The organism is Actinomycetes bacterium, assembly GCA_024222295.1.
In the GTDB taxonomy this organism is placed as follows: Bacteria; Actinomycetota; Acidimicrobiia; order Acidimicrobiales; family Microtrichaceae; genus JAAEPF01.
Genome location: JAAEPF010000032.1, coordinates 76,511 through 91,931 on the forward strand (window position 1 = coordinate 76,511; position 15,421 = coordinate 91,931).

Genomic DNA, 15,421 nt, shown 5'->3' on the forward strand with positions numbered 1-15,421 from the left:
GCGGCCACAGCTGGTACGGCCGAAACTCCCAGTCGTGCTTACGTTCCCCAAAGTCCACAAGGCTCATTGCAAGCTCTCGGTACATGGCGGGGAACCTACACCGGCGAACGCACAAAGTGGTGGCAATGGGCCATTCAGCCCCACACTTCGGGAAATTTCGGGGTCGTTGACCACTCTTAGTGATGTAGTGGCTACGTCGCACTCTGCGCTGCCGACTGACGTCTCGCTATACCTTGTGGATCCTCGGCTCCTAGACAACGAGCTGGAGTGTGTGTTCGGTGCTGATGCTCTGACCCCCGCGAGTTGCGACGATGGTGGCCTTGACGATCTTGAAGGCCGGGCCGAAGCCAGGATCGAACGTGGTCAACGATGTCGCGTCAAGCCCCGTGAACTGGTGTGCAGTGCCCGTGTAGTTGAAGACGATTGTGTTGCTGACCATGTCGCGAACCGTCCACGCATAGGTGACATCTCCCGTTCCGCCCAAGCCCTCATGGAATGTGTCAAAGCCGTAGGCAGCGGCATCTATCCCTCCCCACGCCCTCAGTTGAGGTGCACCAACACTCGACCTGAAGCCCAAGTGTCCGTCTTCGTTGAGGACCTCGAACCCCGAAAGTGAGAACCCACCTGTATTGGGAATCGTGACTTGCCCGATAGAGCTTTCCAACATGGGATTGAGTAGTGTATTTCCTACCCAATTCACCACATCATCCACCAGTCCCACCACGTCAACGCATACTGCATATAGGGGCGAGTCGCACTTCAAGGTGTTCACCCTGATTCTAAGACCAGGGTCAGCTGGCGACACTGGCGCCGGCACGAGTTTACGTGTTGCAGGATCGAAGCCGACGCCGATTGCAGCATAGGCATCCATGGCGAAGATATTGGTATTGCCTCCTTGTCGCAGTTCAAGGTGAGGAAGAAAGAGAGCTATGGGCTTGTCGTCGGCAACGGGCTTGCTCAAGTAGACCGGAGAAGACCGCGCGAGCCCTGGGGTGCCCGGATCGAGATTGAGATCGAGCTTCCCGTACTCCGCCACCACCCGAAGCATCTGGTTGAGAACCGATGGATTCACCCATGCCCCGAAATCCGTTATCCAATTCTGTGGACCGAAATGTTGGCGGACCCTGCCATTGGCGGTGTCGTTCGTTGGAGGTGAGTAGGATACCGGGAATCGGCGACTGACCCATGGTCCAAGATCGTCGGTAAACCGAAAGTCCCCGGTCGCCTCCAAACCGGCCCAGCTCATGGCCATGTCGCCGGCACCGCCGCCGTTGCACCCATAAGGCACGCAAGTGTTGTTCCATCCAGCAAACAGCGCCTGCATCACATCTCCACCGCCCAGCGGAATGGACGCGGGGACGGCATTCTGCACGTTTGGCTGAACCTCGATCTCCTCAGCGAGATCCTCGTTGACCTGCGGTAGCTGAGCGTTGATCTTGTCATCTATCTTGTTGAGCCAGTGGAAGGCATATAGCGAGTTGCATCCCAACGGCAGCGGTTGCGCAAACATGCTGTGGATATTTAGCGAGAGGGGTGCAATCTCAATGTTCGGCTCGAGGATCGTCCGTGCTGTGTCATTTATGTCGATGGACGCATAGACGGAGGCGTTGAAGTCAACCTTGAAGCGGAAGTAGCAAGGAACAAGACCAAGCAAGGCAAAGGGAGTGCTTGCGTAACCCTCGACCAGCCAGTCATCCATGCCTATGGTGCCCTTGAGTCGGTACTCGTCGTCATTGGCGCCTGCATACTTGGTCGGGTCCCACTGAATATCAACTGCCGGTGTTGTGGGGTTGGAGTTGTTTATGTGGAAGCCAACCCATCCCCAACTACCTCCGGTCTTGCCCCACACCCAGTCCGAAGTGCCGTCCAGGCCTGAAAGCGCACTTGTGATGCCACTACTCAGAGGACCCCGCAACGTGCTCTCCAGGTCATCACCTGTAACGCCGTTGTCGTCATAGATCACGCCACGACCTACCGATACACCAAAGCCACCGTTGGTGAAGGTCTTGTTGTGAGCCAGAGGCTCCTGACCGAGGTGAGCGGTAACCATGTCTGCGCCGTAGAACAGCTGGGGAACCCACCCAAATATCGCTTGGAGAGGGTCGTGGACTGTAGCCTTCACCTGAAAGAGCGGATCCGTTATCGAAGCGTCGACAAACGGCCCCACACCCGCGATCTTGCCCTCCATGTTCCATGGGACGAAAGCCTGGAACATTGCCCGACGGATCGGCTGACCTGTCGCAAGGTTGTAGTCGTTCGTGTAGCACATCACCTTGACTTCACCTACCTCGATAGGTGTGCCAAGTGTCCAAGGCCTTAGATAGGCACTGGATTCGAAACCATCGGGTAGGAGGATGTTTACACGGGTCTGAAGGTGTGCCCTGATATCTTGCCCGGCGCTTATACCGATTTCGTCGAGATTTCCGATGTGGCCCTCGACGATTAGGATGGGCTCGCCATCCAAATTGCTCGCCCGCACATCTCCAATGTAGTCAGGTGTCCCGTCAACATCGGAGAAACTGTTCATCTCCGGTGTGTATATGGTGCCCGGACGGAGTCCGGGCTTTGGCGCAGGCCTACCACCAGCGCGGTCCTTACAGGCGCCCGTAGGTGGCAGGTGCGTCCTGACTTCCTCGGCCCAGACAGCTTCGTAGAGGGCATCGTCCTCATGGCCAGGCGGCTGCCAAGTGGGATCCTTGATCAGGTCATAGAACACGCCCTCATTGATATATGAGGCGATCTCCGCACGAACCACTTTCTGAATGTCGAAGTATCGTGCCTCGGCAGCGAGTAGTTGCTCCGAGAACCCCGGCAGGGACTCCCAGTGCTCAGGGCCCGAATCGAAGTCATACTTGTCTGCGGGATCAGGCCGGTCGCTCTGTAGATCCTCAACCTCAGGCCCCACCTGGAGCTCCTCGAGCCTCTTCGCTTCGGCCTGCGCCTGTTCGATCGCCAGCTCTGCCTCAGCGGCCTCCTCGGCTGCGATCGCGTCGAGGTGCTTCTGGCGGTTGGCCTCGTTCTGCTGCAACACCGCCAGGTCGGCAGGTTGGGAACCTGCCTCGCCGGCCCACTGCGAAAGACTGGCAAGCGCATCCGCCCGCTCCGCCTCGGTCTCGCCCAGGCTGGCGACGAAGTCCGGATCGTTGAGCAGCTCCAGTATCTCGGGATCCGGCTGGTCAGGGTCCGAAGGTGGGTTCGTACACGCGCCCGAGACCAGTGCCATCGCACCCAACAACGCACCCAGGCCAACAAGGTGCTTGCGACCCCGCCCCTGGCGCTTCGCCACTGACACTTCCCTACTGAACCGGAACATCTGGCTCGTCCCCTTTGTCGCACTCCACTCTGCGTAGGCCGCGGAGCATGGCCTGGCCCCTTCCCCGGGTGAACGTATGTTGAGGTTTTGGAACGCGCACTACGGAACCGCCGATGCGTGGTCCAGCGGAGCATCGAGACGGCAAGTAGTCATGGCCGCCAACTGAGCGGTGAGGCCGGAGAGTCCGTATCCCAACTCCGACGCGAAGGCAGTCGGTCCGAAGAAGGCGCCCTGGAGCATTGCCTTCGACAACCGGACCGCAACTACGACGTCGTCGACGCTGTCCGATGCTCCTACCCACCCCGGCAGCTTCCGAATCGCTGCCCGTATGAGCACCTCCTCGGTTCCCGCAAGGGCGCGACCTATGCCCGGCCCTACTCTGTCCGGAGTCTCGAATGCCCCGAGGGCATGCATCCGGGCGGCCATCATCGAGTGCAACAGGCAGTAGGCCTTGCATGTCCAGTGAAGGACATCGGTAACGTCGTTGCCGTCGGGATCCGGCATCGCATCGATTGAGAGGGCAACGGACTCATCGAGCATCCGGTCCAGTACGGCCTGGATCAGACCCAGCCTGGAGCCGAAATTGTCGTAGATCACCGACTGGGAAGTGTCGGCAGCTATGGACACTTCGAGCACCGTGACGTCACTCGAATCGCGGCGTTCAACGAGTAGGCCCTCGGCAGCATCGAGGATTCGTTCCCGAACGGCGCCGCAGCCCTTGAGCCTCGACTGGTGTTGAGGCTTCTCGACCCACTCCACGGGCACATCTACCTCGCCAAGCTTCGCGTACGATTCGAGTGTCCCGGCGAGCGAGCAGAGTGCGCCCGACTCAGCCGGCGAGTCGGGGTCGAGGAACGGAACGCGCCCCCCGGTGCCGCGGATGGAACTCGTCACCACCGTCCACGCGACAAGCCGGCGGCGCCGTTCCGTGTCGAACGCCGGCGCGTAACCGATCTCTACCAGAGATCGGTGCATGACGCTTGCGAGACCTCTCTCGAGCTCTGCGTGCAGGGAGGCATGCGCCGGATCACGGCCGATGAGGGGGTGCATGCGGGCCACGAACCAGAGGTGCTGCGCCGAGAAGTCGACCGCAGAGGACAGGAGCGCCTCGAGCCCCCTGCGTGTGGTGCGGTTCCCTCCCGCTTGGATGGGCTCGCCACCTATGCGCTCCAGCGCCTGACGGTTGAGCTGCTCGTGCAGTGCGATCAGAAAGGCCGCCTGGCTGCCGAAGCTGTTGTACATGGAACTGCGTGAAGCACCAGCACGCTCGCAGACCATCGACACGGAGAGCTCGTCGACGGAGCCCACCTCCCGCAGGACGAGGGCACCAGCCTCGAGCATGCGCGCGATGGTGCGCATGCTGCGCGCCTGCCGCCCGTCAATCGCCTGCATCGCCTCAACAGCCATCGTCGACCCCCTGGAGTCGATCGGGATGAACGTACCAGCCAGCAATTCCTGGCGTCCACCAAAAATATGACGAACATCACATCAGGGCCCCCGGGTCGAGCCGGCTCTCGCTAGCGTGTTCTTGCGTGACCGGACCCGACCACGAAGACCAACCAAACGCTGCACGGTCAAGCGCCGCCGTTTCACCAACCGCTGCAGACGAGGGCCCCGACAGCGCAGCTGCGGGAGCCCGCCAGTGGACAGGGTTCGGATTCCTGGCGCTCGCGCTGCTGGTCATCGCACTCGACCTCTCGGTAACTGACGTCGCGGTGCCGTCGATCGTGTCGGACCTGGGTGTGTCGGCCGACGACGCCAGCCTCGTCGTCACCGTCTACATGGTCGTCGCCTCGTCATTCATGGTCCTCATGGGCAAGGTGTCGGACCTCGTGGGAGCCCGCAAGGCCTTCCTCGTCGGTGCGGCCACCTTCGCAGTGGGATCCTTCATCACCGGCATCGCCCCCAACTTCGGGATCCTGATCCTCGGCCGGGTCATCCAGGGACTGGTGCTCGCCATCACGATTCCCGCCTCGATGTCGATCCTCAACCACGAGTTCCCGAGCGGTCCGTCGCGAGCCACTGCTTTCTCGGTCTGGACCGCAGTGATCGGCTCCGCGATGGCACTCGGTCCACTGGTCGGCGGTTTCCTGTCGACCTATGCCTCGTGGCGATGGGCGTTCTTCATCAACGTGCCGATCATGGTCGTAGCGGTGGTCGGCTCCTCGATGACGATCCGACCAATCGCAGTGAAGCTTGTCGAGAAGGGCTTCGACCTGCTCGGCGCGGGCCTTCTGGTCATCGGCGTCGCGAGCATCACGTTCGCGCTGCAGGAGGCCACGAGCCTCGGTTGGTGGTCCCCCGATCGTGACACCATCCTCGGGGGAGCGGCCACGTGGGACCTGCCCGTGTCGCCGGTGCCCATCCTCCTCGCCGTGGGCATCGTGCTCGTGGCCGGGTTCGTGTACCTGGAGCGGGTGCGTGTGCGACGCGGGCTGGGCGTCGTGCTCGAGCTGAAGCTGTTCCGGGTCCCCACGTTCACATGGGGAACGGCCGCCGCAGCGCTGATGACCGCGGGCGTGTTCGGGCTGCTGCTGATGATCCCGCTCTACGCGCAGTACGTGCTCGACAAGGACCCGCTCGGCGCAGGTATCGCCCTCGCCCCTCTCGGCGTGGGCATGGCACTTGGTGGTCCGATCATCTCGCGGATCAACGTCTCCCAGCGCGTCGCCGTCATATGGACCCTGGCCGTGCAGCCAATAGCAACTCTGTCGCTGGTGCCTCTCATTTCGGCAGATGCCGCGACGTGGTGGCTGGCTCCGGCCCTCGTGGTCAACGGCTTCGCGTGGGGTGCCGCATATTCGATCCTGGTGTCGATGCTGCTCGCGGATGTGCCCGAGACACTGTCGGGAGTCGCCGGCGGAACCCAGACTTCGGCCCGTCTCCTCGCCGGCGCCATCGGTGGTGCGTTGCTCACCACGGTCCTGCTCGGCTCGGTAAACCTCGCAGAGTCCGGAGTCGACGAATCGGAGCTCACGAGTTCCGAGCGCACGGAGCTCGAGCAGCTCTACGAGTTCTCCGCACAGGTTCACCCTCCGACCACCGATTCGGGCGACACCGTGGCCGAGAAGAAGAGCGACGAGGCGTTTGCATCGGCGATCGAACAGACGAAGGACGACATGGCGCGCGGCATTCGCTTCGCGGTCGTCGGCGCGGCTGTGTTCGCAGCCGGCGGCTACCTGTGCGGCAGGCGGTTGCGCCATGCGCTCGATGAGGAAGCGGCCGCGGCCGAAACACCGGCCGGTGCGGGGAAACCCGCGTAGTGCGGTTCATCTACTTCGACATAGACACACTGCGCGCTGACCACCTCGGTTGCGCCGGCTACCACCGCGACACCACCCCCAACATCGACGCGCTCGCGGCCGACGGGGTGCGTTTCGAAAACGTGTACGCGAGCGATGTGCCGTGCCTGCCCAGTCGCACCGCCCTGATCACAGGACGCTTCGGCACCCGCAACGGGGTGGTCAACCATGGCGGCGCCGCTGCGGACCCGATTCCCGAAGGTGCCCGGCGCGAGTTCTTCTCCCGGTTCGGATTCACGTCCTGGGCCGGCGCCTTCTACTGGTCGGGCTGGCGGACTGCATCGTTCTCGTCGTTCCCCTTCCGCCATTCGGCGCAGTGGTGGAACACAGGGTTCATGGAGGCGGCGAACCTGATGCGCGGGATGGGCGGCGAATGCGCACACCAGGTGACGCCCGGAGTCCTCGACTGGCTCGACCGCAACGGTGAAACCGACAACTGGTTCCTGCACGTGCACCTCTGGGATCCACACACCCCGTACAACACCCCCGAGGACTACGGGAATCCGTTTGCCGACGATCCGGCACCTGCCTGGCACACCGAGGAAGTGCGGGCCGCGAACTGGGACTTGCCGGGGCCCCACAGCGCGCAGGAACCATGGGGATACAGCCCCGACGAGTGGGGCAAGCCGCCACCTCGCCAGCCGTGGAACCTCGCGTCGATGCACGATGTGAAGAAGGCGTTCGACGGATATGACGTGGGCATCCGCTACGCGGACCGGCACGTTGGCATCGTGATGGACAAGCTGGCCGAGCTCGGGGTTGGCGACGAGACCGCCGTGCTCGTGTCATCCGACCACGGGGAGGCCTTCGGCGAGCTCGGCGTCTACGCGGACCACCAGGCCGCCGACGAGGCGACGTGTCACATCCCATCGGTGCTGCGATGGCCAGGCGTTGCACCCCGCACCTACTCGGGTCTGCACTACCACCTCGATGTCGCAGCCACGGCCACGGAGCTCGCGGGAATCGAACCGCCGAAGCGGTGGGACGGCATTTCGGTGGCAGCCGAGCTGGGCGAGGGAACTGAGGCGGGTCGCGAGCACCTCGTGCTGACCCAGGGTGCATGGTCATGCCAGCGCGGCGTGCGCACAGCGGATGGCGACCTCTACCTGCGCACCTGGCACGACGGTCATCACGGCCACTGGCCCGAGGAGATGCTCTTCGACATCGAAGCCGACCCCCACGAACAGGTCGACCTCGCCACTGCTCGGCCGGAGCGAACTGCCGAACTCGCCGGCGTGCTGGAGCACTGGACCGCCGCGCAGCTCGAAGCGGGACCCGCGCGAACAGACCCGATGGATGTGGTGCTTGCGGAGGGCGGTCCGTACCACACGCGCCGACACCTTCCCGCCTACCTCGATCGGCTCCGCGAAACAGGTCGCGGCCGCTGGGCCGAGGTTCTGGAAGACCGTCACCCCGACGAGACGTGACCTGGCGACACTCCATTGCCACTTGGCGGAACGCGAACTCCCAGTAACTAGCTTGCAGCCATGGGGAACTCACCGAACGCGACCGCGGCCCGACTGCTCGATGCCGTGGCGGATCGCGATGTAGAGGCCGTTGTGGCGTGCTTCGAGCCGGACGGCACCTGGCAGAACGTGCCGCACTCGCCCGCCAGAGGTCGCGAGGCGATAAGGGCAATGCTCGACCCCATCCTGCGCCGCAGCAGCCAGGTGCGTTGGGACGTCGTCACGGAGTCATACGACGAACACACGGCATGGCTGGAACGGGTGGACCGCTTCTGGATCGACGGCATCGAGCACGCCGTGAAGTGCAACGGGGTCCTCGAGTTCGACCCCGAGACCGGTCTGATCAGAGAACTGCGCGACTACGTGGATCTCGGTGAGTGGCGCGCGCGCGTGGCTCACATCAGCTTCTGAGCGCTCCGAAGCGGGACGGGCTCCCGGGCGCAGATCGCGCTCCGACTCCGAGCCAAGCCGGCGACACACACCCAGCGTGGTGATCGTTGGACTCTGGCTGCGCAGAGAGTGAATTCGGGCGCGTATCGGACGTGATCTGTGGCCCTTTCGGTCACCTGTTCGGTTGGCCACACCGGCCTGCGGTGAGTGAATGGATGGTGGGCATCGGGATTCGCCCCCCGGGCCCGAATCGTCCATCTGGAGCGGAGGGACTCGTCCAGATCCAAGGTCCTGGCGGGTCACGGGCTGCCACACGCCTGTGACCCGCCGGGTCCCGGACGCCCGCGCGTCCGCGCGGCGTTGGGCACGTACTCACCGGGCGACGAAGCGACCAAGGAGACGGACGTGCGACTTCCACACCACAGCAGGGGGCCAGTGCTGGCAGTCCTGCTGTTTCTTGTTTGCAGCGCCTGCACAACACCGCCGGCAGGCGACCCGAGTGCTCATACATGGCACACCGAGGCGACCTCCATCGTGGAGGAACGGCACTCGATGGGCGTTGGCAGCAGTCTGCGCGAGTTCATCCTCCACAGGCCGTTGGAAGTCCACAGCGGTGAACGGCTGCCCGTGGTCATCGTGTTGCACGGCAACGGCAACGGTGCGCGCACGATCGCCGGCCAGGTCCAGTCCGAATTCAACGTCGACGCCCGCAGGTTCATCGCAGTCTTCCCGCAGGGCCACGGCAATGCCTGGAACCTTGGCGTGTGCTGCACTCCAGCCAACACGGCATACATCGACGACTTCCTGTTCTTCGACAAGTTGACCGCCTACCTGGCGACGCGGCCCGACGTCGCTGGTGACCAGATCTCCATCGCGGGAGGATCGCTCGGCGGCATCACCGCGTACCAGTACGCCTGTGTCCGGGCGGACCGCCTTGCGGGACTGGTCTCGGCATCGGGCACCCACATCACGTCGTGCCTACCGAATGCGCCTGTTCCCACGATGCAGATCCACAGCCTCACCGACAACTCGATCGCGTACGACGGTGGGTTCACCAGCACCGAACTGCTGCTGGGGCTCGACTTCCCGGCGGTGGTACCCACCGTCGAGACCTGGGCCGCAGCCAACGGCCACTGCCCTGATGGGCCCACGCAGACCGAGCACGTCGTCAACGACCTGGCCACCGCGACAGTTTGGGACTGTGGCGGAACCACCACCTGGCTGGAGACACTCGACCACGGAGAACACGCAATGCCGATCATCGGCGACTACGTGGTTGCAGACGCGGTGTTCGACTTCCTCCTCGGCCCCCTTGGCAGCGGGACCCTCTCCGACGACCACGCATGACCCCAGTTCCGGCAGTGACGTGGCGTCAACGATCACGCAGCGAGCGGGCAGCGCACGTCACCTTCTGCCGGGCCGCCGCCAGGCGAGTCCGACCTGTGCACCACCGGTGTGGCTCCGACCGCCGCGGCCCGGTCACAGGTAACGGGTGGTATCACTCTGGTGGATGCCAATGTTCAGTGAGACCGCTGACGTCGAGCCCCGTGAATCCCGTACCGGGGCGGTGTGGTTCCGTCGCGACCTCCGCCTCGAGGGCAACCCGGCCTGGGCTCAAGCGACCAACAATCACGACAGAGTGGTCGGCATCTTCGTGCTGGAGCCGAGCCTGATAGATGCCGCCGGCGCCCGTCGTCGAGACGCGCTGTTCGCCAATCTCCGAGCCCTCGACGCGAGGCTCCGACAGCTCGGAGGTGGCCTCAGCGTGCGAGCTGGACCCGCTACGACGACGGTGCCCTCGATGGTGTCCGAGTGCAGCGGCGGAGCGCTCTACGTCAACCGCGACCAGTCCCCCTTCGCCCGATCGCGCGACGCAGCGGTTTCGCTGGCGGTCGAGGCGCCGGTCATCCAGTTGGACGGCTCGACCGTGCACGCCCCCGGAGCCGTGCTCACTCGTGCCGGCTCTCTGTCCAAAGTGTTCACCCCGTTCTACCGAAGATGGATCGAGACACCGATCGAACCATGGCCGGAGCCCGGCCCAGCGGAGGTGTTCGAGCTCCCGGGCAAGGGCGTGCCCGCTCCCAGCGAGCAGCCCGGCTTCCAGCCCGGCGAGGCCGGCGCATCGGCGCGCCTGGAGGAATGGCTGGAGATGGTCGACCAGTACGGCGAGAGCCGCGACCTGCTGGCCGATTCCGGCACCTCGATGCTGTCGGCCGACCTGCACTTCGGCACCGTGTCGGCCCGGGCGGTCGTGGAACGGGTCGGCAATGCAACTGAAGGGCGGGCCGCGTTCGTGCGACAGCTCGCATGGCGCGACTGGTGGGCGCACACACTCGCCGATCAACCGGACCTGCCCCGCCGATCGATCGGTGCGGGCTACGACCGGATCGACTGGACCAACGATCCCCGCGACATCGCCGCGTGGGAAGGGGGCCGAACAGGATTCCCGGTGGTCGACGCCGCCATGAACCAGCTTCTCCAGACCGGATGGATGCACAACCGCGCCCGGATGATCGCAGCGAGCTTCCTGGTGAAGGACCTTCTCGTGGACTGGCGGCACGGCGAGCGGTTCTTCCGCCGCCACCTCGTCGACGGGGATGTCGCCCAGAACGCAGGCAACTGGCAGTGGGTCGCGGGCACCGGCCCAGACGCCGCGCCATACTTCAGGGTGTTCAATCCGACGACGCAGGCTCGGAAGTTCGACCCCGGCGGCGACTACATCCGCCGTTGGGTTCCGGAGTTGGCCGCCCTCGCGCCGCCCCACATCCACGAACCAGCAGCGGCCCCGGTTGACGTGCTCGAAGCAGCAGGAGTGCGTCTCGGACACACATACCCGCACCCGATCGTGGACCACTCGCTGGCGCGCGAGAGAGTGATTCACGCGTACAAGGCGGCGCTTGGATGAGAGTCCTCGTGATGGGAGCGACCGGCTACATCGGCGGGCGACTTGTGCCTCTGCTGATCTCGGAAGGTCACCACGTGAGGTGCCTGACCCGCCGCCCGGCGAGCCTCACTGGAGTCCCGTGGGCGGACCAGGTCGAGATCGTCGAGGGTGATGCCCTGGAAGCGGAATCGCTGGTGCCGGCATTCGATGGCATCGACGTCGTCTACTACCTGGTTCACTCGATCGGCACCGGAGCCGACTTCGAGGAGTCGGACCGTCGTGCGGCCCGCAACTCGGCCCTGGCGGCGCGAGATGCCGGTGTGCACAGGATCGTCTACCTGGGGGGCTTCGTTCCCCAAGGCGAATCAGCCTCTCCGCACCTCGCCTCGAGGGCGGAAGTGGGCCAGATCTTCCTCGACTGCGAAGTCCCCGCGGTGGTGCTGCAGGCGGGTGTGATCATTGGCAGTGGCTCGGCGTCGTTCGAGATGCTCCGGTACCTGACCGAGCGACTGCCGGTCATGGTCACACCCCGATGGGTTCACTCGCTGGTGCAGCCCATCGCCGTGCGCGACGTGCTCTCGTACCTCCAACGCGTACTCGAACTCGACCACGACACGAACCGGCGATTCGACATCGGTGGCCCCGACGTCGTCTCTTACCGGGAGATGATGCAGCGATACGCCCGGGTTGCGGGACTACGGCACCGATGGATCATCCCCGTGCCCGTGTTGTCGCCCTGGCTGTCGAGCCAGTGGGTCAACGTTGTCACACCCGTTCCGAAGGCCATCGCCCAGCCGCTCATAGAGTCGCTGCGCAACAACGCCGTGGCATCGGAAAACGACATCGAATCGCTGATTCCCACCGAACGCTACGGGTTCGACGAATCGGTACGCCGCGCCCTGGAGAAGATCGGCCGGGCCGAGGTGCAGACACGGTGGTCGGGAGCAGAGTGGCCGGGAGCACCGAGCGACCCGATACCGACCGACCCCGAGTGGAGCGGTGGCACTGCCTACCGGGATTACCGCACCGAAGTCGTAGTCGCAGAATCGGAAAGGCTGTGGCGGGTGGTTGAGGGAATCGGCGGTGAACGGGGCTGGTACTCGTTCCCCCTCGCGTGGGGGATCAGGGGGCTACTCGACCGGCTGGCCGGAGGTGTGGGACTGCGGCGCGGCCGCCGCGATCCCGACCAACTGGTGGTCGGCGACGCAGTGGACTTCTGGCGCGTGGAAGTGGTGGACCGACCCCGCCTGCTGCGCCTGCGTGCCGAGATGCGACTGCCCGGACAGGCGTGGCTGGAGTTCGAGGTCGAGGACCTGGGAACGGGCAGCTGCAGGTTGGCCCAGAGAGCCTCGTTCATACCTCACGGGCTCCTGGGCCATGCCTACTGGTGGGCGGTGAGCCCCTTGCACAACATCGTGTTCGGGTCGATGATCGCCAATCTCGCCGAAGCAGCGGAGCGGCAGCTCAGAACTGCTCGGTGACTGTCATACGTGACGTGTCCACGCCCGCATCAGCGGCCCGCTGGAGCAGTTCGGCCCGGAGCTCGTCGGAGATCTGCTTCGTCCTCGAGAGGATGAAGCCGGTGTCACCGCCGGGGTTGCTCACGATCGCCCACTGGTAGTCCGGGTCGAGGTCGACGACCCAGTAGTTCCCGGGCGGCTCCGCCGAGTTGAAGCCGGTGAACGAGACATTGAGGCGTGAATTGGTCGAGTCAACCGGAACGGCCGAGCCGATGATCTCCGACCGTGGTCCGTCGGCGGAGAAGTAGTTACCGGAGTTGAACACCCGGATATTGCCGTTGGGCAGGAGCGAGTACTCGGCGGTGCTGTTGACGAGGCCGACCGAGAAGAACTGCTTGATGCTCGCAACCTCGTACCAGGTGCCCAGGTAGCGCTCCACGTCCACCGATTCGACGGTGGTCGTGCGCTCCGGGCCGGCCATCGGGGCGCATGCAGCAACCACGAGCGCGAGGGGCAGAAAGGCGAGACGGACCAGATTGTTTGTACGCATGACCCCTTTTTCGGGCTGGCGGGACCCACCGGATGCATCCGATCTGCAAAGCATCAACCCGTCAGCCCGTACGCGGGATTCCGGGCAGGCTGCCGACCTCCGGCCGGGTTATCCCATAGGTTCACCACATGGCCGCACAGATGATGCAGAACGAAGGCGGAAACCCGGCCTTCGACAAGCCCGAGGTGAAGCAGGCCCTGGCGAGTTCGGACCCGCGCCCCATGACAGTGGGTGGGGTCGCGCTCAAGACGTTGCTGTACCTCATCGCCCTGCTGATCGCTGGTTCGTGGGGCTGGAATGCGACAGTCGACCCCGCCACGGCCGACGCTGCTGATGGGTACGGAACCGTCACGGTCACGGTGCCCGGTGGTTTCTGGATCGCCTCGCTGCTGGCTTTCGGAGTCGGGATCTACACGTCGCTCAACCCCAGACGGGCGATGGTGCCCGGGTTCATCTACGCCCTGTTGCAGGGCTACATCCTCGGTGCGATCTCCGCCATGTTCGACTCCCAGACCGAGGGCATCGTGGCGGCCGCTGTTGCGGCCACGGTTTGTGTGTTCGCGGTGTCGTTGCTGCTGTACGTCACCCGGATTGTGAAGCCAACCGCACGGATGGCCTTCGGGGTGGCCGCCGGCCTGGGCGGTCTCGCGCTGTTCTACCTGTTCGTGTGGGTACTCGCGATCTTCGACGCCCCGTTCCTCTATTCAGAGGAGTTCCGTGCTGTCGGGCTGGTGGTGACCATCGCCGCGATCGTGCTGGCGGCACTCACACTCACCCTCAACTTCGCGGCAATCGAGAGCGGGGTGCAGACCGGGGCACCGAAGTGGCTCGAGTGGTACAGCGCCTACGGGCTGATGGTCACCCTGATCTGGCTGTACCTGATGCTCCTGCGTTTGCTGGCAATCCTCGGCCGCCGCTAGCAGTACCCTCCTCACTCTGACGTTTCTGTCTCATTCTTGCCGCAGTGCATCCGGTGGGTTGTCGCACAGCGAAGGAATGAGTAGCCAAGAAACCGTGACGTCGTTCCCACGTATCGGGATCGAGTCAAGACGCACGCTAGGACCGAGCAGTGGGACACCCCGACCAAACTCATGCCGACGAGCGGACTTGGTCTGGCGCGTCCCTCGGCGGAGACACCGACAGGCCCGCCTCGTCACTCGAGCCACCGCAGGGACTGTTCGATCGGATCGAAGATGCGGTGGCGGTGCCGGTGATATCCGCGCCGGTCGTCGTCGAGTACTCGATCGACTGCAACGATGTCGTCACCTCGACCGGTGGCGACTGGGACCGCTTCGCACTCGACAACGACGGCGAGGAACTTGCCAAGGACCGCCCACAGCTCACCCTTTGGGACCAGATCCAGGGCGAGAACGCCCGCAGGGTTTGGCAGCTCGTGGTGTCAGAGGTACGACGGCAGCACTCGGCCGCGACCGTGCCCTTCCGCTGCGATGCACCGGGCATGCGCCGGTGGTACGAAATCGACGTCCAACCCGGCGAAGACGGGTCTGTGAACTTCCGCTCAAGTCTCGTTTTCGAGGAAGCCCGCCCCGAGATCCCGCTCGTGCGTCGCGGTTCGGAGCGCCAACACGAGGGCGACACGGTCGAGCTCTGCTGCTGGTGCGCCCGCGGCCGCGCCGACAACGGGTGGATCTCGCTCGACGAACTGGTTTGGAGTCGGCAACAGCTGGACAGAGAGCCCCTGCCTGAGATCAAGCAAGGCATCTGCAACGACTGCGCCCGTTCGATGTCAGGGTATGCGGAACAGCTCACACCGCAGTTCTGAGCTACACAGCCCACCGGCGCAGAGCGAGAACGGGCGGGCCAGTTTCTCGTGATTGGTGCATCCGGACCGTAGACCTCGTGCGAATCATCCCCCAGCACCACAGAGGTGCAACCCCCGCAACCGGGGCGTCCCACAGGAGATGAATCCCATGAAGAAGTTCCGTTTCACACTCGTCGCGATGCTCGCAGGCGTGGCCCTGGTAGGCGCCGCCTGCTCAGATGACGACGACAGCAGCGACGAGACCACGACCACCACAACCGAAGCCGAGAGCTC

The 15,421-nt window shown here is 64.3% G+C and carries 12 protein-coding genes; 9 read left to right on the top strand and 3 right to left on the bottom strand.

The features are described 5' to 3' along the window. Positions 1-250 precede the first annotated feature (250 nt). Positions 251-3,286 carry a hypothetical protein gene (locus GY812_11185; GenBank protein MCP4436038.1) on the bottom strand — a complete coding sequence of 1,012 codons (3,036 nt, stop codon included), beginning with the start codon at positions 3,284-3,286 and terminating at the stop codon, positions 251-253. A gap of 126 nt (positions 3,287-3,412) precedes the next feature. Next, positions 3,413-4,720 (bottom strand): TetR/AcrR family transcriptional regulator, encoded by a 1,308-nt coding sequence (locus GY812_11190; GenBank protein ID MCP4436039.1) that lies wholly within the window; start codon positions 4,718-4,720, stop codon positions 3,413-3,415. 125 nt (positions 4,721-4,845) lie between these two features. On the opposite strand from GY812_11190, the gene GY812_11195 reads away from it, so the two are divergent. The 6 genes from GY812_11195 (at position 4,846) to GY812_11220 (ending at position 12,836) form a co-directional block, all read left to right on the top strand. Next, complete coding sequence (locus tag GY812_11195; GenBank protein MCP4436040.1) at positions 4,846-6,576, top strand: MFS transporter; 1,731 nt, start codon at positions 4,846-4,848, stop codon at positions 6,574-6,576. Further along, a complete protein-coding gene (locus GY812_11200) occupies positions 6,576-8,042 on the top strand; it encodes a sulfatase-like hydrolase/transferase (protein ID MCP4436041.1) in 1,467 nt (488 codons plus the stop codon). Before GY812_11195 ends, GY812_11200 begins: the two co-directional genes overlap by 1 nt. Positions 8,043-8,102: 60 nt before the next feature. After that, positions 8,103-8,492, top strand: coding sequence for a nuclear transport factor 2 family protein (locus GY812_11205; protein MCP4436042.1), 390 nt, complete (start codon positions 8,103-8,105; stop codon positions 8,490-8,492). A 384-nt stretch (positions 8,493-8,876) separates the two neighbouring features. After that, positions 8,877-9,818 (top strand): hypothetical protein, encoded by a 942-nt coding sequence (locus tag GY812_11210; GenBank protein MCP4436043.1) that lies wholly within the window; start codon positions 8,877-8,879, stop codon positions 9,816-9,818. Positions 9,819-9,981: 163 nt separating this feature from the next. Next, entirely contained in the window at positions 9,982-11,376 is a 1,395-nt protein-coding gene (locus tag GY812_11215) for a deoxyribodipyrimidine photo-lyase (GenBank protein MCP4436044.1), read from the top strand. After that, complete coding sequence (locus GY812_11220; protein MCP4436045.1) at positions 11,373-12,836, top strand: SDR family oxidoreductase; 1,464 nt, start codon at positions 11,373-11,375, stop codon at positions 12,834-12,836. Before GY812_11215 ends, GY812_11220 begins: the two co-directional genes overlap by 4 nt. On the opposite strand, the gene GY812_11225 is transcribed toward GY812_11220, so the two are convergent. Continuing rightward, on the bottom strand, positions 12,820-13,419 hold the full coding sequence (locus GY812_11225) for a lipocalin family protein (protein ID MCP4436046.1): 600 nt from the start codon (positions 13,417-13,419) through the stop codon (positions 12,820-12,822). The genes GY812_11220 and GY812_11225 overlap by 17 nt on opposite strands. A 74-nt stretch (positions 13,420-13,493) precedes the next feature. On the opposite strand from GY812_11225, the gene GY812_11230 reads away from it, so the two are divergent. The 3 genes from GY812_11230 to GY812_11240 form a co-directional block, all read left to right on the top strand. Further along, positions 13,494-14,285, top strand: a complete 792-nt coding sequence (locus tag GY812_11230) for a Bax inhibitor-1/YccA family protein (protein ID MCP4436047.1) — start codon at positions 13,494-13,496, stop codon at positions 14,283-14,285. 149 nt (positions 14,286-14,434) lie between these two features. Continuing rightward, positions 14,435-15,148: a hypothetical protein gene (locus GY812_11235; GenBank protein ID MCP4436048.1), complete on the top strand. Its 714-nt coding sequence runs from the start codon at positions 14,435-14,437 to the stop codon at positions 15,146-15,148. A 148-nt stretch (positions 15,149-15,296) separates the two neighbouring features. Then, a partial coding sequence (locus GY812_11240; GenBank protein MCP4436049.1) for a DUF4352 domain-containing protein occupies positions 15,297-15,421 on the top strand: 125 nt, incomplete at its 3' end.